Below are 17,708 nucleotides of genomic sequence, written 5' to 3'. Positions count from 1 at the left end.
CGCATCCAAAGTTAAGGATGCGATCTGGCTTTTCAGTTTATTCTGGTCTCACAAGTATCTTTTAAGCATATGGGCGATGCCGTCTTCGTTGTTGGACAAGGTGATTTCATTCGCGCTCGCTTTCAGCACGTCGATCGCGTTTCCCATCGCGACGCCGACTCCTGCATAGGCGATGATGGATGCATCGTTCTGCCCGTCCCCGAATGAGATGACCTGCTCAGCATTGATCCCCAATGACCGCAGTGTCTTGTCCAGCGCATAGGCTTTATCGATGCCTTTGTCGGCAATCTCGAAATAGAACGGCGCCGAGAAAAAGCCATTGATCCGTCCTTCAAATGGCTGCATGATTTCTTGCCAGTGCTGCGCCAAGTAATCCGGTTCTCCCGCGATCAAAATTTTATGCAGGGGGAAATCGACAAAGTCCGCCAGATGTTCCACTTCGCATAATTTAAAGTCTCCGCTGCGGGACTCGTACTCGATGATGTTCCTCAAGCCGTGCGGTGGTGCGGTGATCATGCAATCATACACATTGTTAACATACATATAATCTTTGTGCGCAATCATCGGTTTGACCTCGAATTGCTCCAAGTGCGTAAGCAGCGCTGCGCCTATTTCTTCGGAAATGCTTTGGCTGAAGAGCATCTCATCCGTTGCACAATCTGTCACACAAGCCCCATTATTGGAAAGGAGCAAGCCATGATAGTGTTCCATCTTTAGTTCTTTTGAGAATTTCAGCATCGCCGGCAAGGGCCTACCGGAAGCCAGCACAAGTTTCACGCCGGCTTCTTGAGCACGCAATAATGATTCTCTCGTCCTTGGCGTGATTACTTTCTGGTCATTCAACAATGTGCCGTCGATGTCCAAAACGATCGCTTTCAAATCCACTCAGTTCACCTCATCATTCTATTTTAGATCGTGATTTCGATTCGATTTCCTTCCGGATCGCCGATGACCGATTCATAATAGCCATCGCCGGTCACTCTGCATGGGCTCAACAAAGGATAACCTGCATCCACCAGTTTTTCAGTCAAGGCGTCCACTATTTCTTTGCTGCCGACAGAAATGGCCAGATGCGCAAAGCCAAGTATTTCATTGGTTTGGGCACCTTTGATCACATCTTCGCGATGCATGATCTCAAGTCTGGCGCCATCCGTGAAGGACAGGAAATAGGATTGGAATCCTGATTTCTGATTGTGGTACTTTTCACCCGCCGTTGCTTTGAAGAAATCACAGTAAAATTCTTTCATTTTTTCCAAATCCGCAGTCCAAAGACCGATATGTTCTATTTTCATTTAATAACCTCCTTGATAACTAACGCTAGTATATGCCATTCATCCAAAAATGACAGACGAAACGCTTCGGTTGAAATAAATTTGTCTATACACTTCCATTCAGCCTCGAATACGTGAAACATTCCTTTCAAAATCTCTGATTGCCTCTTAATGGGAGTATGTGGTACTTTACAGAAAGAAGGATTTTTGATTGGAGGCGAATCGCATCAATATCGAAAAAATCAAGTACTACATTGACTTGGTGGACTGCCGCAGCTTCACGGAGACGGCCAAGCGGAACTATGTGTCACAGACCACCATCAGCCAGACAATCGCTTCGCTGGAGGAGACGTTCCAGATCCGGTTGATCAACCGCAAAAAGACGCCGATCGAGCCTACGGAAGCGGGACAGCTTTTCTACGAAGAAGCGCTGGTACTTTGGAAGCAATATCAGGGCATGCAGCAGAAAATGCGCAATTTCCAGGCTAATCAGCGGGAAACCTTGTCGATCGAATATTCCGCCATGACGGATATCCAGACGCTGCTTTCCGTCATCCCGGCTTTCCGCAAAGAAAACCCGCTGGTCGAACTGAATCTGAATAAGGTGCTGTTGAAGAACATTTCCGATTATCTCGTAAAGGGCATCTATGATTTAGCTATCGCTTTCGATTCCGAATTCGAAGGCAAAAAGGACATCACGATAGTCCCTTTGTATGCCGGTAAATACCAGGCCGTCGTCAGTGCAGGCCATCCCTTGTTCGACAAAACGTCGGTTACCCTTGTTGAACTGTATCAGCACCCGCTCGTCATGCTGGACCCTTCCGTCATCGGCGCATCCTACGATTTGATGGTGCAGCATGCCCAAAAAGACGGTTATCAGCCACAGATTGCCAAAACAGTGGACGATGTCGAAACCGAATTGTTCGCAATCCGGACCGAAAACCTGATCGGCTTCTTTCCGGACAACTACAATCTGAACTACTCGTCAGAGGAAATCCGCATGATTCCAATCGAAGGCTCCTTCCATACATTCGTGATTGCCTTGGGATACTTATCCGTCAATTCAAAGCCAGGCATCCAAGCGCTGATCCGTTCCATCAAAGCGCATTATTCGATTTCCGGATAACCCATTCGCTTTTTGTATTGGAGTTTGCTCTTTGTTTCACATATCATGAAGATAGTTAAAACAGACAGGAGACGATACAAATATGGGTAAATTATTATTGACAGGCGTGGACGGTAACCTTGGAAATCAAGCAGCGGAATACCTTTTGGATTTAGTCGAAAAAGACCAACTGATTTTCTGCGCATACAGCGAGGCTGCTCTAAAGAAATATGCAGACCTAGGGATTGAAACACATGTCACAAATTTCAATCATAAGGGCGGCTTGGCTGAGGCCTTCGCCAATGCCGATAAAGTCGCGCTGATTTCGATGCCTTTCGTCGGCGCAAAACGTCAAAACGCACATAAAAACGTTGTCGATGCCGCCAAAGAAGTCGGCGTTCAGCAGATCATCTACACTTCATTGGTCAATGCGGCTGACGAATCCAACCCGAGCGTCGAAAAAATCGACCACATCTTCACAGAGGACTATATCAATGAAGTCGGCATGGATCATATTTTCCTGCGCAACTCACAATATGCCGAAGCCATGGTCACCAACTACTTCACCTTCGTAAAAATGGGTGGTGTCATGCAGAACAATCAAGCTAACGGCAAAATGGCCTACATTTCCCGTAAAGATTGCGCCAAAGCTGTTGCACATGCATTGGCCACCGATAAATACCACAATGCGGTGTTGAACATCAACGGACCTGAACTGATGACCATCACCGACTTCGTGAATTACGGCAACGCAGCGACCGGCAACAACGTCACTTATCAAGCCATCTCCGACGAAGAGAACTATGCCATCTTTGACGCGATGGGCGTTCCGAGAACAACGGAAGGCGCATTCAAAAAAGACTCCGAAGCACCCTTCTCTTCTGAAGGCATGGTCACTTTCGGAGAAGCGATCCGCCTAGGTAAGATGGATAACTTCACGGATGATTTCAAACAACTGACCGGTGAAGAAGCCATCACAGTGAAATATATGTTTGAGTATGCCGATGAATTCCAAGTCGGCGAGCGCCATTCGGAAGATAATTAACCCAAAAGCATCTATTAGTGACAGTTAACAAACAAGCGCTATACGGAACAATCCGTATAGCGCTTGTTTGTTCTAAGAATATATTACAAGAAAATCACCTTTGGATCTGTGTTTCCAATACTTCTTGCGACTCGTTTTCTGATTGTGCCTGTTCAGCTTGCTTTCGAGATACTCTTTCAGATATTTTCAGGAACGGTAAGTAAAATAACATCGTAACAGTCAAGATCACTAATTGTACAAGTACAACTTTGAAATCGCCGGAACTAGCCAAGTATCCACTTAGCAGTGGTGGTGTCGTCCATGGAATAAGTACTGTCAGTGGTTTGATGAAGCCGATGGCAGTTGCTGAATAACCAATCAGTGCACCGATGACAGGAGTCAAGACGAATGGAATCATCATTGGAATATTGAAAACAATTGGTAGGCCGAAAATGATAGGTTCATTTATTTCGAACAATCCCGGTGCTAAAGATAAATTCACGACATCTTTGTAGGGTTTGTACTTCACAAAAAGAAGGACTGCCAAGATGAGCGCGAATGTACCACCGGTTCCGCCCATCTGCGTGAAAACCGTTACGAAAGCGCTATTAATTATATTGGGTGCGGCTTCGCCTGCATTGGCTGCCGCCATATTTTCATTCATGTTTACCAATAGCAACGGATCAAGCAACGAACCGTTTATGACCGTCTGGTGGATCCCTAAAGTGAACAGGAAATTACCAGTAGAGTATATCAACAGGAATCCCAATAAAGAGGTATTTACTTTGCGCAATGGTTCTTGGATCATCGTGGAGATAATTGTGATCAAGTCAGTATCGAACGCTTCGATAAGAACTGCTGAGATGACTGCAAATATGCCCAATGTCAACAAAGTGGGAATCAACGCCGAAAAACTTTTGCCTACCGCTGGTGGTACTTGATCTCCCAAATTGATTTGTAATTGCTTTATGTTCGCTAGCTTCATATATATTTCGGTGGCTAGTAGGCCGATAAGTATACCCGCAAACATCCCTTGTGTCCCTAGACTGCCGTAGGTCAAGATCCCTCCAACCGTAACAGCTTCTTCCATCCCAACTGGTGTGACGCTATACTGGACCGCCATCATGATGACGAGTGTCGATGTCGCTACGGCAATTGCAGAAACTGGATTTTCAAAATCCTTGTTTTTAGCGAGATAATAAGCGATCATAGGAGCAATCAATAATCCAGCTATATTAAGAGTCCCATTAGTGATGACATTGCCGAAAGTTTGAAAGCTCGCCAACCGCTCGCCTTCAAGGAACCATGGGAAGATTACATTATTGGTTAATACTGCTAAACCAGCCAGAATGAACATTGGCATGATGGTCGTAAAAGCATCTCTTAAACTGCGCAGATGTACTTGACCGCCTACTTTGACCGAAACTTCCGTGAATTTATCAATGAAACTCATTTTTTGATTGTCAGCCATACTAGATCTCCCCTTCGAATAAAGCCTTCCCATCGGATGCAATTACCTTTTTGAACCATGCATAACTTTTTTTCGGAATCCGCTTCATGTCTTTTAGCTCATGATTGTTGCGATTCACATACACTAAGCCATAGCGCTTCTCCATATCCCCTTGCGAACTTAGGATATCAATCAACCCCCAACCAAGATAGCCCCATACTTCCACACCATCTTCCTCCATGGCATCATACATGGCTTTCAGGTGTTCCTTGTGATAGCTGATGCGATAATCATCTTCAATCGGATTCACACCATCCCATTCTTCTCGGACGCCTATGCCGTTCTCAATCGGGAAAACCGGAAGTCTGTAGCGCTGATACATTTTATTCAGGACATCTCGGAAACCAAGCGGATCAATCTGCCAATTCCATTCTGTCGTTTCGATATGTGGATTGTCTTTTTTTCCGTACTGGAGATAAAGATTTGGTGCTGTTCCATCCGGAATCGCACCACTGTCAATAGTAGTCGATGCATAATAGCTGAAAGATAAGAAATCATTTTTTTGTTTTGAGATAGCTTCCATTTCGCTGTCTGTTGCTTTCATATCGATATTATTTGCACTTATATATGTCATCATTTCTTTCGAATAAGCACCTTTGGTATAGGCATCCAACAGCGTAAAATTAACGAATTCATCCCATTTTCGGGCAGCTAATATATCAGCCGGTTTGCAAGTAGCAGGATAGACTTCAGAATAGGCAAGCATCCCTCCGATAAGAGCATCCGTCGTTTCGTGGATATAATTTGCGATATGCGCGTGGCATACCATCACGTTATGCGCGATTTGGTATAGCTCTGCGACAGTTTTCTCCCCATGCATGTAACCGCTGATTTTGAAAGCTTCGGGAACATGATAGAGGTTTTGTTCGTTGAAAACGATCCAATACTTCACTTTTTTGCTGAAACGGTCCACCATCTCTTTTCCGTAACGGATGAATGCATCGACAACATGTTTATCGATCAGCCCGTTATAGGTTTCTGCTAAATGCAACGGCATATCGAAGTGGTAAAGACAGATCATCGGCTCAATTCCGCGTTCCAATAAATCATCAATGAAGCGATCGTAGTACGCGATGCCTTCTTCGTTGAATTCTCCGTCTCCCATCGGATTGACCCGGCTCCAAGATATTTGGAAACGATAACAATTCATGCCGACATCCTTCATCAAATCGAAGTCCTCTACGTAATGGTGGAAGTTGTCGTTCGCGAATTTCCAATCCGAAGTGTTTTCCGTTGCTTCACGGATATCATAGACTGATTTCCCCTTACCGCCTTCATTCCACCCACCTTCCGTCTGCATACTGGATACGGAATTGCCCCACAAAAAACGATGTTTTTCCTTTTCCATTCTTCTTCCTCCTTATATTAACCGCTTACAATGAATAATATATACCAATATCATAAAGTTGTAAAGTCATTTAATGTTTTTTGTAATTACTTTTATTAGAATGTGGCAGAAATCAGGATTTGTGGATATAATGAGAGCGTGAGCACCTTCAAAGGAGGACATGACATGGTTAAATACAAAGAGATTGCCAATACTATCAAACAGCGGATCATTGATGGTACCTATGAGGCCGGGAAACCATTCCCAGACCAACACGGGTTGGCTGAAGAGTTTGAAACGAGTCGGATGACCATTCAAAAAGCACTGGAAATTCTTAGATATGAAGGGTTTATTTATTCTGTAAGAGGGTCCGGCACTTTTGTAAAAAAAAACGCTGATACATTATCCAAGTTGGACAGCAAAGCCGATGAATACATCGGCTTAACCAAGCAGATGGCTGGAACGGGCACAGTAACAAGTAAAGTCCTCTCGTTCACTATCCGTTTCCCTAATGAGATAGAATGCCAAAGTTTACAGATTCTCCCTTCACAACCAGTATATGATATCCGTCGGTTGCGGTTTCTGAATGCGGATCCACTACTGTTGGAACACACCGTTATGCCAATTCATGTCATTCCTGGTATTACTGAAGAAGTATTGGCTGGATCGATTTATGATTATATCGAAACCAGGCTTAAGTTAGGCATAGGCGCGGCAAATCGGATGATTGGGGCCGATAAGCCAAACAAAGATGACGAAGAGTATCTAAGGTGTCAAATGGATGATCCTGTCCTGGAAGTTGATCAAGTCGTTTTCCTTGATAATGGTGTCGCGTTCGAATACTCTCAAACTCGCCGCAGATATGACAAAGGTCACATTGTCATGGTGAATTTGAACAAAAAAAAAGACCGCTAAAAACTTCCTGAAGATACTCCAGGAAGTTTTACTTTGGTTGAAAACTCAATTCAGATAGTGTCTTTAAACTACGCATGGGTTAATAGCCTCAAATACTTTTCATGTTTCGAGGATGCACAAAAATGTATCATTCCATGAATCTATGTTATAACTATATTTGAATGATTTTTTGGAGGAGGTATCTATGCTTAAACGTTTTTTCGGCTATTATAAACCCTACAAGCATCTGTTTTTGCTTGATTTTTGTTGCGCTATTTTGGCGGCTGTCCTGGAACTTTCTTTCCCGGTCGTTGTCAACAGTGTCATTGATTCCATTTTGCCTTCCGGGCAGTGGAATTTGATTCTCTTGGTTTCGCTCGGGTTGTTGGTTTTGTACATCGTCAACACAGCGATGCAATATATCGTTGTTTATTTCGGTCACGTGCTCGGGGTCAACATCGAGACCGATATGCGCCGTGAACTTTATGGCCACATGCAGAAGCAACCTTTCAGCTACTATGATGACCAACAGACCGGCAAATTGATGGCGCGGCTGACGACGGATCTGTTCGAAATCTCCGAAGTGGCGCATCACGGCCCTGAGGATATTTTCATTACCATCATCACCTTGTTGGGATCCTTCCTGTTGATGCTGCAGATTCATGTGCCGCTGGCGATCGCCACTTTCGTCATGATTCCTTTCATCACGATCGCGCTCGTATTTTTCAACAAGAAAATGACGAAGATCAATACCCGCATTTTTGAAGATCTGGGTGAATTCAGCGCAGGTATCGAAGCGTCGGTCAGCGGCATCCGTGTCGTGCAGGCTTTCGCGAACGAAGCCTATGAAGCGAAACGGTTCGAGGGGCTGAATCAAGCCTATCGCCGTTCCAAGATGGCCTTCTACAAAATGATGGGCATCAGTTCTTCCTATAACTATCTGCTGATCCGGTTGATCAACTTGTTTGCACTGTTCTTCGGCGCCTACTACACGATCCAAGGCCAACTTTCCTACGGCGAGTTCGTCGGGTTCATCCTCTTGTCCAACATTTTTGTGCGGCCGATCGAAAAAGTGAACACGATGATCGAAAGCTATCCGAAAGGCATCGCCGGTTTCAGACGCTTCACCGAAGAGTTGGACCGCACGCCGGATATTCTGGATAAACCCGGTGCCATCGAAGTGAGCCATCTTAATGGCGATATCGTCTATAGCCAAGTGTCGTTCGGCTATGACGGTTCCAAAAAAGTGTTGGACGGGATCGATCTGAAGATCCGCGCTGGTGAGACAGTCGCTTTCGTCGGTCCAAGCGGCGCGGGGAAAACGACCTTATGCAACCTCCTCCCCCGCTTTTACGAGGCCACGGAAGGGACCATCACTGTCGACGGCATCAACATCCAGGATTTGACGCTGCGTTCTTTGCGCAACCAAATCGGCGTCGTGCAGCAGGATGTCTTCCTCTTCCCGGGAACCGTCAGGGACAACATCGCCTACGGTAAATTGGATGCGAGCGATGCCGAAATCGAACAAGCCGCCCGGATGGCCAATCTCGACAAGGTCATCGCAGAGATGCCGCTTGGATTCGATACGATGATCGGAGAGCGCGGGGTCAAATTATCCGGTGGGCAAAAGCAGCGGCTTTCGATTGCGCGCATGTTCCTGAAAAATCCGCCGATCCTGATTTTGGATGAGGCGACTTCCGCGCTGGATACCGAGACCGAGCAAGTCATCCAGGAATCATTGGATAACTTGTCGAAAGGTCGGACGACATTGATCATCGCGCACCGTTTGACGACCATCAAGCATGCCGATCGGATCATCGTCGTCGATGAACAAGGGATTTCCGAACAGGGATCACACAAGGAATTGTTGGCTCAAGATGGAACTTATCGTCGCCTTTATGAGGCCCAGTTTTTGGGAATCGACCAGTGATTCTCAAAAGTAACTAAAGAAAAAACAAGAACGGCAACCCAGCGATTGGGTTGCCGTTCTTGTTTGTTATCAGTGATTCATTTATTCCATTGATTGGACGTAGCTGGCGGATTGTACCCCTGCTTGGCGTCCGAATACGATGATGTCCGCAACAGCATTGCCGCCGATACGGTTGCTGCCGTGTACGCCTCCGGTAACTTCACCAGCAGCGTAAAGGCCTTCGATAACAGTGCCTTCAGTGCTGATGACTTGTGCGTTGGAATTGATCTTTAATCCGCCCATTGTATGGTGGATTCCAGGTGCGATTTGAATTGCGTAGTATGGTGCAGCCGCTAATGGGTTAACCATACCTGTTGTACGGTTGAATGCGCCATCCACTTGGGAAGCGATCGTTTCATTCCATGAAGTCAACGTTTGAGCCAATGTTGCGCTGTCCATTTCCAATTGACCAGCCAAAGCTTCGATTGTTTCATCCGACTGGACAAAACCTTTTTCGATGTATGTGTTGACTGCTTTCACGCGGTCCTTCACGCCTGCATCAAAAATCAGGTAAGCATAGCCTTCTTCCAAAGCGTTGATCGCTGCCGAAACAGTGTCGCGGGTTTCCATTTCATTGACGAAACGTTCGCCTTGTTGATTCACAAGGATGGCGCCTTCGCCACGGATCGCTTCAGTGATCAGGTAAGAAGATTCTTGATGAACGGTTGGGTGGATCTGGATTTGATCCATGTCAACGACAGCGGCTCCGATGGCTTGCGCCATTTTGATGCCGTCGCCTGTCGATCCCGGTTGGTTAGTGGTTACATAGCCTTCGAGTTGCGGTGCAAGTTCCGTGACCATATCAAAATCGGCACCGAATCCGCCGGTTGCGATGATGACTGCATCGGATGAAACGGTGATTTCACCTTCGTTGTTGAAGTCGACTTTGACGCCGCTTGCTTTGTCATCCGTCATGACGATTTCAGTCACTGCGGAATTCACGAACACAGGAATCTCGCGTTCCATGATATTCGCATATAAGCCTTCGACCAAATATTGACCGACAGCAGAGCCGTCAGATGGACGGTGGGTACGGTTCACGCTCATGCCGCCGGTAACGGTGATGTTGTCCAAAGTGATTCCCATTGTGTCTAACCAGTCGATTGCAGGACCTGAATTGTCGACAAGGTAGTGCAACAATTCTGGATCGTTCGTATTTTTCCCGCCGGCTAATGTTTCTTCGTAGAAAAATTCATTTGAATCTGCGATGCCTTGTTCCGCTTGGAATTTCGTTGCGGATGCATTCATACCAGCGGATGATTTGATTGTGTTTCCGCCGTGGACCGGCATTTTTTCGAAGATGACCGGATTCAGGCCGGCATCTTTCGCTGAGATTGCAGCCGACATGCCGGAACCACCGGAACCGATGATAATGACGTCATAGCTTTCTTTCAGTTCTTCCGGATCAGAATAGGTAACCTCTGATGCGCCTGTCACAGCCTCCACTGATTCAGAACTTGCAGCAACCGATTCCTCACTTTCAACAGCAGCGCTTGAGTCTGCTGCGCTGTCCGTGTTCGCTCCACATCCGGATAACAACATAAACATACTTAAAGCAGAAAATAAGCCAATTCTTTTCTTCATTTTTTACTCCCCCATTTCTTCTACTTACTTTAATATTGTATTTTTTTTATCATGATTTGTACAGTAATAATTTTACAAATATCGCTTTCTGAAAATATTCTTATTTATAACCAAGATGGTACATCGGATACTTTTATATTTTATGCACAATCTTTTTACCTGTGAAGGCAATACATCAAAAAACAGCAGCGAAACCAAGTATCTTCATATTGGGTTCGCCGCTGTTTTCTATTGATTCAGACGCTTCATTTCGGAAAGACTGCTAGCCTGTTCTTGGACATGCGGATCGTCTGAACCGGTTTTTCATAGAAATCATTCAATGTTTCCTCTTTCAGCAAGTCCACAGTTTTGCCGGTCTTATGGATGGAACCGTCCTTCAGCAGCATCAGTTTCTTGAAGCAAGGCAGGATTTCCTCGGTGTGGTGGCTGACATAGATCATCGTTGGCCCTTCAGGCTCATCGGCGATTCGCTGGATATCCTCCAGAAGCTTTTCTTTTGCGAACAGGTCCAGGCCATTGCAGGGCTCGTCCAAAATCAGTATTTCCGGTTCGGTCATCAAAGCGCGCGCTATCAAAATGATCTGCTGTTGCCCTTGGGACAGGATGCCGTAGCGAAACCCGATCAATTCTTTGCCGCCGCATTTGATCAAGAGCTCCAGCGCCTGTTGTTTTTCAGCTTCAGTCGGGATGGTCCAGACGCCTATCGAAGCGAATTTCCCGCTCAAGACGATGTGTTCGGCGATGTCGTTGGGATTCAGCTGTTGCTGCAGGGCCGAGCTGACCCAGCCTATCCGTTTGCGCAACTCGGGGATGGCCGTCTGCCCGAAAGTCTCGCCCAACACGACCAGTTTGCCGCTGCTGGGCCACAGATAGCCGTTCAAGAGTTGCAGCAAGGTTGTCTTGCCGGAGCCGTTCAAGCCGAGTATGGCCCAATGCTCGCCTTTTTTGGCGTGCCAATTGATGTCGTTCAAAATTTTCCGTTTTTCGCGAATGACGTTCACGTGGTCGAATCTGATCATTCCATCACCCCATCTATAGTTTTGTGGTCATTAGGTATCTTTATTGCGAATATACCACATTTGCCCCATCCGGAAAAGGCTTTCGTCATCGTGTGCCCTGCGCAACAAAATAATGAGAAAAGCATCGCATCACACCGCAATGTCATCTATACTATAGAGTGAGGTGGAAAATGTATGGAACAGAATAAAGAAAAAGTATCCTTAATCATAGAAGGAGGCGCCATGCGGGGCGTCTTTTGCGCAGGAATCATCAGCACTTTGCTGCGTCAAGAAATCTACTTGGATTATGTCATCGGTGTCTCTTCCGGATCGGCCAATGGCATCAATTATGTCAGCCGGGACCTGACCCGCACGAAAGCTTCATTTGTTGATATCGCCGCCAATCCGGCCTTTTCGGGAATGAAATATTTGCTCAACGGACAAGGTTATTTCAATACCAAATATATTTATGAGGATGCAATCACGACCGATATCCCCTTTCAATTCGAGACATTCAAGCAAAATCCAACTTCCATGAAAATCGTTGTCACGGATATGGAAACCGCAAAACCTGTTTATTTCGATAAGGATGACATCGCAACCAGTGCAGAATTGGGTCTCAAAATCAGGGCATCATCCACTGTACCTTTGCTGATGCCCCCAACCCAAATCAATGGCAAATACTATCTGGACGGCGGTATCGTCGACTCGCTTCCGATTGAAAAAGCGATCGCTGACGGCAACCAAAAGCACGTGATTCTCCTTACGCGGCCGCGTGGCTATATCAAGGAAAAGCAGCGCTTCAGCGCCATCATCCGGCGCCATCTGCGGGCTTATCCCGAAGTTGTTGCAGCCATCGAACAGCGGCATATCGCCTACAACCGATCGATGGCGTTGATCGAGCAATTGGAACATGAGAACAAGGCATTTGTCATTGCGCCTGACCAGCTTTCCATAGGCAGGATGGAACGGAACGTGCAGCGTCTGGATGCTTATTATCAGTATGCCGAAAGGGCCGCGGAAAGGCAGCTGCCTGAGTTGCAGGACTTTTTGTCAAGCCGGTGAAGCGCACAAAAAAATCGTCCGGCACGTTCATTTTGGACAATTATTAGAAATAAGTGAAAATAATATGAAAATTACCGTTGACACTCTCATGTAAATCTTATATGATTATATCAATCACTTAAGCAATAACAAATCCATATAGAAATCAGGTATCCCATATGAAAACGATGAATCCACTAAACATTATTATCGTCTTAATGATCTAGGAGTTAAACACTGTAGAAATTTTTTACAGATTGTTTAAGTCCTATTTGTGGTAATCAAATGGGATGAAGCATCCCATCATTGACTGATGAGGATGCTTTTTTTTATTCATATTGCGGACAGTCATAGGAAAAACGAGAAATGGGGAGATAAAAATGGAATCCGAAATGAAAACTAAAACAAAAAAAGGCGTAACCCTTCTTGTTGAAGCGTTGAAAAATGAAGGTGTCGAAGTTCTGTTTGGTTACCCAGGCGGCGCTGTCCTGCACATCTATGATGAATTCTACAAATCCGAATCGAATCATGTTTTGACGAGACACGAGCAAGGCGCGGTCCATGCAGCTGACGGTTATGCCCGTGCTACCGGCAAACCTGGCGTCTGTATCGTTACAAGCGGACCCGGCGCAACGAATGCTTTGACCGGAATCGCGACCGCTCAAATGGATTCCATTCCATTGATTGTGATCACTGGCCAAGTGCATGAGGCAGGCATCGGTAAAGACGCTTTCCAGGAAACTGACATGATTGGCATGACCACACCTGTTACAAAATACAACTATCAAGTGCGTGATGCCAAAGATATCCCGCGCATCATCCACGAAGCTTTCTACCTGGCGAATACAGGCAGAAAAGGACCGGTTGTCATCGATATCCCGAAAAATATCGGTGTCCAGGAAGTGGAATGTGAAGACTGCACAGAAAATATCGGTCCAGTAAGAAACCTGCCGGGCTACAATCCGGAATGTTTGCCCGTACCGGAACAGGTCGCAAAAGTGAACGAAGCGATTGCAGCCAGCAAAAAACCAATCATTTTGGCCGGTCAAGGCGTTATTCACGCACAAGCTGAGAAAGAACTGTTGGCTTTTGCGGAATACTACCAAATTCCCGTTGTGAACACGTTGTTGGGTCTGGGAAGCTTCCCCGTCAAACATGAGCTTGCGTTAGGTATGGGCGGCATGCACGGCTCCTACGCCTCAAATATGGCTTTGATGGAGTGCGACTTGCTTCTCAACTTCGGCGCACGTTTCGATGACCGTGTCGCAAGCGATCCAACCAATTTTGCCCCGGAGGCTGTCATTGTCCATGTTGACATCGATAATGCCGAAATCGGCAAGATCATGCACACTGATATCCCAGTATTGTCTGATGCCAAATTGGCGTTGCTGATGCTGAATGACACGAAGCTGGCAGAAGTGCCTGATCACTCGGTTTGGTTCAATCACGTTATGGACAACAAAAAGCAACACCCTTTCCGTTACGAAAAATCCGATACGTTCATCAAACCGCAACATGTAGTCGAGTATATCGGCGAATTGACGAATGGTGAAGCCATTGTCGTAACGGACGTTGGCCAGCACCAAATGTGGGCGGCTCAATATTATCCTTTCACGCGTGGTAAACAATTGCTGACAAGCGGTGGCTTGGGAACGATGGGCTTCGGTATTCCGGCAGCTATCGGTGCCAAAATGGCTTACCCTGATAAAACGGTTGTCTGCTTCGTCGGAGACGGCGGCTTCCAGATGACCAACCAGGAATTGGCGATTCTGAACGCCAATAGGCTGGACGTGAAGTACTTTATTCTGAATAATGAAGTACTGGGCATGGTTCATCAATGGCAGAACAAATTTTACAAAGGCCGTTACTCTCATTCCGAGATTCCGGATTCACCTGATTTTGTTAAACTTGCTGATGCTTACGGCATCACAGCTGCGAGGGTATCCGATCCGGATAAAGTCGATGAAGCGATCCAGACAGCCTTGAATTATCCTGGTCCTTATGTCTTGGATATCCTGATTTCCAAAGATGAATTGGTATACCCTATGGTTGCTTCAGGCAGGCCAAATAACGAAATGGAAGGTGTGTAGGACGATGCTAAGATTAATCCAAACCAAAGTCGTGAATAAACCCGGCGTATTGAACCGTATCACGCAAGTTATCCTGAAGCCGCAATACAATATCGATACCTTGACGCTGACCGGTACGGAAGATTATGACGTATCTTTGATCACAGTCGGCATCAACTTCGATACCTTGGATGCAGCTGAATTATTGACGAAGCAGTTGGAAAAACAAGTCGACGTCATCAGCGCAACCGACATCACCGAAAAACGTTTAGGCCTCAGAGCGTAAACCCAACCAACCGCACTACCCTACTGACCGAATCAAATTGCTTAAAAAGCATTGAGAATATAAAAAAAATAAGGAGGTCATTTCAATATGACTAAAGTATACTACGATCAAGACGTAACAGTAAAAGCACTAGAGGGCAAAAAAATCGCCGTTATCGGATATGGTTCTCAAGGACATGCCCATTCACAAAACCTACGCGACAACGGTAATGATGTCATCATCGGAATCCGTGCAGGTAAATCTGCAGACAAAGCAAAAGAAGACGGATTCGAAGTATTCTCTGTTGCTGAAGCAACAAAACAAGCTGACGTAGTAATGATCCTTATCCCTGATGAGCAGCAAGCTGAGGTATATGCAGCTGAGATCGCTCCTAACTTGGAAGCTGGAAATGCCATCGCATTCGGTCATGGATTCAACATCCATTTCGGTACGATCACACCTGCTGCTGATATCGATGTATTCATGGTTGCTCCAAAAGGCCCAGGCCACATGGTTCGTCGTCAATTCGCTAAAGGATCGGCAGTACCTGCTTTGTTCGCAGTCTACCAAGATGCAACAGGCAACGCAAGAGACCTCGCTCTTGCTTGGACACAAGGAGTCGGCGCAACACGTGTAGGCGTTTTGGAAACAACATTCAAAGAGGAAACTGAAACTGACTTGTTCGGTGAGCAAGCTGTATTGTGCGGCGGAACAACGCACTTGGTTCAAGCAGGTTTCGAAACATTGGTCGAAGCTGGCTACCAACCAGAAATCGCCTATTTCGAAGTGTTGCACGAATTGAAATTGATTGTTGACTTGATGTATGAAGGCGGCATGGAAAAAATGCGCTACTCCATCTCAAACACGGCTGAATTCGGTGATTACGTTTCAGGACCTCGCGTCATCACTTCTGATGTGAAAGACCGCATGAAAGACGTTTTGACTGACATTCAAACTGGCGCGTTCGCAAAACGCTTCACTGACGATTACAAAGCTGGCTTCCCTGACTTCCACGCAATGCGCGCTGAGCAACAAGGCCACCAGATCGAAGCAGTCGGTGCTGAATTGCGTAAAATGATGCCTTTCGTGAATGAACAACAATAATGAATCAGATGTAGGTTGAGAGCATCCTTATTTTTAAGCCTTCTCTCTTCATCATTGTATTCAATAGATTAGGAGCAGATAGAATGACGGATGAGTTAGTGAACAAAGAAGACGTGCTTAAAGCATATAAAGTACTGCGCAACGTGGTCAAGCAGACCCCTTTGCAGCATGATGCGTATCTATCGCAGAAGTATCATGCCAATATCTTTTTGAAACGGGAGGACCTACAGATCGTCCGATCCTTCAAATTGAGGGGTGCTTATTATGCGATTTCGCAGCTGAGCGAAGCCGAAACGGAGAACGGAGTAATCTGTGCCTCCGCCGGCAATCATGCCCAAGGAGTAGCCTATACCTGCAACCATCTGGGTATCAAAGCGACCATCTTCATGCCATCGACAACCCCTTCCCAAAAAATTGACCAAGTCCGTTATTTCGGAAAGGATTATGTTGAAATCAAACTGATCGGAGATACTTTCGACGAGTCGAATAAAGCTGCCCATAGCTATGCAGAAGAACACAAGCTGACTTTCATTGAACCTTTCAATGATCGCAATGTGATTGCCGGGCAAGGCAGTTTGGCAGTGGAAATTCACCAGGATCTCGTGGCAGAGGGAGAAACGGCTGATATGGTATTCGCTGCAATCGGCGGAGGCGGTTTGATTTCAGGCATCAGCAGCTACATGAAGGAAGCCATGCCAGAAACAAAAATCATCGGTGTGGAGTCCTTGGGCGCCCCAGGTATGAAAGCTTCGCTTGATGCGGATAAAGTCACGACTTTGACTGATATTGATAAATTCTGTGATGGGACAGCCGTAGCGACTGTCGGTGACTTGACTTTCAGACACTGCCAAAAAAATGTCGATGACATTCTGGTCGTTCCTGAAGGACAAGTTTGCGGAACCATCATCGATTTATACACTAAACAAGCGATTGTAGCGGAACCATCCGGCGCACTATCCGTTTCTGCCTTGGAACAATACAAAGATGAGATCAGAGACAAAACGGTCGTCTGCATCGTCAGCGGCGGTAACAACGATATCAATCGGATGGCTGAAATTGATGAACGCTCCCTACTCTATCAAGGTCTGAAGCACTACTTCATCGTGAACTTCCCGCAGAGGGCCGGCGCGCTGAAAGAGTTCGTGAATGACATATTGGGCGGCAACGATGACATCACCAAGTTCGAATATACGAAAAAAGTCCATCGCAGCGAAGGACCTGTACTGATCGGAATCTTGTTGAAAAATAAGGACGATATCGAAGGCTTGCTCAGCAGGCTCGAAAAATTCGATCCGCATTACATTTCGGTTAACGAGAATTCCAAACTGTATTCTTTCTTGATCTGATTTCGACTAATTTCATACAGTAAGTTAGAGACTGACGCAAGCCAATTAAGAGGCTTGCGTCAGTTTTTTGGTTGGGTTGTTTGGGTTGTTACGGATTGCGGACTGGCCCATCCTTGTGCGGCCGAAAACCATGAATAACTGCGAAGTATTCATAGTTTCGGCATGGATATCACAGGAAAGCATGAATATCTGCTGAGT

General features: G+C 46.0%; 15 protein-coding genes. 9 read left to right on the top strand and 6 right to left on the bottom strand.

What is annotated here, in order from left to right; genetic code table 11:
* Positions 1-48: 48 nt before the first annotated feature.
* Both ACKPCD_RS08740 and ACKPCD_RS08735 read right to left on the bottom strand, forming a co-directional pair.
* On the bottom strand, positions 49-885 hold the full coding sequence (locus tag ACKPCD_RS08740) for a Cof-type HAD-IIB family hydrolase (protein ID WP_321432968.1): 837 nt from the start codon (positions 883-885) through the stop codon (positions 49-51).
* A 23-nt stretch (positions 886-908) separates the two neighbouring features.
* Positions 909-1,292, bottom strand: coding sequence for a VOC family protein (locus tag ACKPCD_RS08735; RefSeq protein ID WP_321432967.1), 384 nt, complete (start codon positions 1,290-1,292; stop codon positions 909-911).
* A 190-nt stretch (positions 1,293-1,482) separates the two neighbouring features.
* Between ACKPCD_RS08735 and ACKPCD_RS08730 the strand changes: the two genes are divergently transcribed.
* Both ACKPCD_RS08730 and ACKPCD_RS08725 read left to right on the top strand, forming a co-directional pair.
* Complete coding sequence (locus tag ACKPCD_RS08730; protein ID WP_321432966.1) at positions 1,483-2,397, top strand: LysR family transcriptional regulator; 915 nt, start codon at positions 1,483-1,485, stop codon at positions 2,395-2,397.
* An 82-nt stretch (positions 2,398-2,479) separates the two neighbouring features.
* A complete protein-coding gene (locus ACKPCD_RS08725) occupies positions 2,480-3,421 on the top strand; it encodes an NmrA family NAD(P)-binding protein (protein WP_321432965.1) in 942 nt (313 codons plus the stop codon).
* A gap of 94 nt (positions 3,422-3,515) precedes the next feature.
* Here the strand turns inward: ACKPCD_RS08725 and ACKPCD_RS08720 are convergent, their stop codons facing one another.
* Positions 3,516-4,871, bottom strand: coding sequence for a PTS sugar transporter subunit IIC (locus ACKPCD_RS08720; RefSeq protein WP_321432964.1), 1,356 nt, complete (start codon positions 4,869-4,871; stop codon positions 3,516-3,518).
* Between the two features lies 1 nt (position 4,872).
* Positions 4,873-6,258, bottom strand: a complete 1,386-nt coding sequence (locus ACKPCD_RS08715) for a glycoside hydrolase family 1 protein (protein WP_321432963.1) — start codon at positions 6,256-6,258, stop codon at positions 4,873-4,875.
* A gap of 165 nt (positions 6,259-6,423) precedes the next feature.
* Between ACKPCD_RS08715 and ACKPCD_RS08710 the strand changes: the two genes are divergently transcribed.
* Complete coding sequence (locus ACKPCD_RS08710; protein WP_321432962.1) at positions 6,424-7,152, top strand: GntR family transcriptional regulator; 729 nt, start codon at positions 6,424-6,426, stop codon at positions 7,150-7,152.
* A 184-nt stretch (positions 7,153-7,336) separates the two neighbouring features.
* Entirely contained in the window at positions 7,337-9,061 is a 1,725-nt protein-coding gene (locus ACKPCD_RS08705; protein ID WP_321432961.1) for an ABC transporter ATP-binding protein, read from the top strand.
* Positions 9,062-9,142: 81 nt separating this feature from the next.
* Here ACKPCD_RS08705 and ACKPCD_RS08700 read toward each other — a convergent pair whose 3' ends face one another.
* Together ACKPCD_RS08700 and ACKPCD_RS08695 are read right to left on the bottom strand one after the other, a co-directional pair.
* Positions 9,143-10,684 (bottom strand): flavocytochrome c, encoded by a 1,542-nt coding sequence (locus ACKPCD_RS08700; protein ID WP_321432960.1) that lies wholly within the window; start codon positions 10,682-10,684, stop codon positions 9,143-9,145.
* A gap of 245 nt (positions 10,685-10,929) precedes the next feature.
* Positions 10,930-11,703: an ABC transporter ATP-binding protein gene (locus ACKPCD_RS08695; RefSeq protein WP_321432959.1), complete on the bottom strand. Its 774-nt coding sequence runs from the start codon at positions 11,701-11,703 to the stop codon at positions 10,930-10,932.
* 174 nt (positions 11,704-11,877) lie between these two features.
* Between ACKPCD_RS08695 and ACKPCD_RS08690 the strand changes: the two genes are divergently transcribed.
* The 5 genes from ACKPCD_RS08690 to ilvA all read left to right on the top strand — a co-directional run bounded on the left by ACKPCD_RS08690 (position 11,878) and on the right by ilvA (position 17,510).
* On the top strand, positions 11,878-12,747 hold the full coding sequence (locus ACKPCD_RS08690; protein WP_068560776.1) for a patatin-like phospholipase family protein: 870 nt from the start codon (positions 11,878-11,880) through the stop codon (positions 12,745-12,747).
* Between the two features lie 371 nt (positions 12,748-13,118).
* Positions 13,119-14,816: a biosynthetic-type acetolactate synthase large subunit gene (gene ilvB, locus ACKPCD_RS08685; protein WP_232309295.1), complete on the top strand. Its 1,698-nt coding sequence runs from the start codon at positions 13,119-13,121 to the stop codon at positions 14,814-14,816.
* Positions 14,817-14,820: 4 nt separating this feature from the next.
* Entirely contained in the window at positions 14,821-15,081 is a 261-nt protein-coding gene (gene ilvN, locus ACKPCD_RS08680) for an acetolactate synthase small subunit (RefSeq protein WP_119092963.1), read from the top strand.
* 87 nt (positions 15,082-15,168) lie between these two features.
* A complete protein-coding gene (gene ilvC, locus ACKPCD_RS08675) occupies positions 15,169-16,164 on the top strand; it encodes a ketol-acid reductoisomerase (protein WP_288926261.1) in 996 nt (331 codons plus the stop codon).
* A gap of 83 nt (positions 16,165-16,247) precedes the next feature.
* Positions 16,248-17,510, top strand: coding sequence for a threonine ammonia-lyase IlvA (gene ilvA, locus ACKPCD_RS08670; RefSeq protein WP_288926264.1), 1,263 nt, complete (start codon positions 16,248-16,250; stop codon positions 17,508-17,510).
* The last annotated feature ends 198 nt before the right edge of the window (positions 17,511-17,708 follow it).

The organism is Trichococcus flocculiformis, assembly GCF_963662535.1.
GTDB classification, from domain to species: domain Bacteria; phylum Bacillota; class Bacilli; order Lactobacillales; family Aerococcaceae; genus Trichococcus; species Trichococcus flocculiformis.
The sequence above is the reverse complement of the archived record's forward strand: the minus strand, read 5'-3'. Positions and strand labels throughout refer to the sequence as shown.

Coding starts and splice junctions, on each gene's coding strand:
- ACKPCD_RS08735 (WP_321432967.1), bottom strand. CDS start 1,292: ATGAAAATAGAACATATCGGTCTTTGGACTGCGGATTTGGAAAAAATG.
- ACKPCD_RS08725 (WP_321432965.1), top strand. CDS start 2,480: ATGGGTAAATTATTATTGACAGGCGTGGACGGTAACCTTGGAAATCAA.
- ACKPCD_RS08720 (WP_321432964.1), bottom strand. CDS start 4,871: ATGGCTGACAATCAAAAAATGAGTTTCATTGATAAATTCACGGAAGTT.
- ACKPCD_RS08715 (WP_321432963.1), bottom strand. CDS start 6,258: ATGGAAAAGGAAAAACATCGTTTTTTGTGGGGCAATTCCGTATCCAGT.
- ACKPCD_RS08710 (WP_321432962.1), top strand. CDS start 6,424: ATGGTTAAATACAAAGAGATTGCCAATACTATCAAACAGCGGATCATT.
- ACKPCD_RS08705 (WP_321432961.1), top strand. CDS start 7,337: ATGCTTAAACGTTTTTTCGGCTATTATAAACCCTACAAGCATCTGTTT.
- ACKPCD_RS08700 (WP_321432960.1), bottom strand. CDS start 10,684: ATGAAGAAAAGAATTGGCTTATTTTCTGCTTTAAGTATGTTTATGTTG.
- ACKPCD_RS08695 (WP_321432959.1), bottom strand. CDS start 11,703: ATGATCAGATTCGACCACGTGAACGTCATTCGCGAAAAACGGAAAATT.
- ACKPCD_RS08690 (WP_068560776.1), top strand. CDS start 11,878: ATGGAACAGAATAAAGAAAAAGTATCCTTAATCATAGAAGGAGGCGCC.
- ilvB (WP_232309295.1), top strand. CDS start 13,119: ATGAAAACTAAAACAAAAAAAGGCGTAACCCTTCTTGTTGAAGCGTTG.
- ilvN (WP_119092963.1), top strand. CDS start 14,821: ATGCTAAGATTAATCCAAACCAAAGTCGTGAATAAACCCGGCGTATTG.
- ilvC (WP_288926261.1), top strand. CDS start 15,169: ATGACTAAAGTATACTACGATCAAGACGTAACAGTAAAAGCACTAGAG.
- ilvA (WP_288926264.1), top strand. CDS start 16,248: ATGACGGATGAGTTAGTGAACAAAGAAGACGTGCTTAAAGCATATAAA.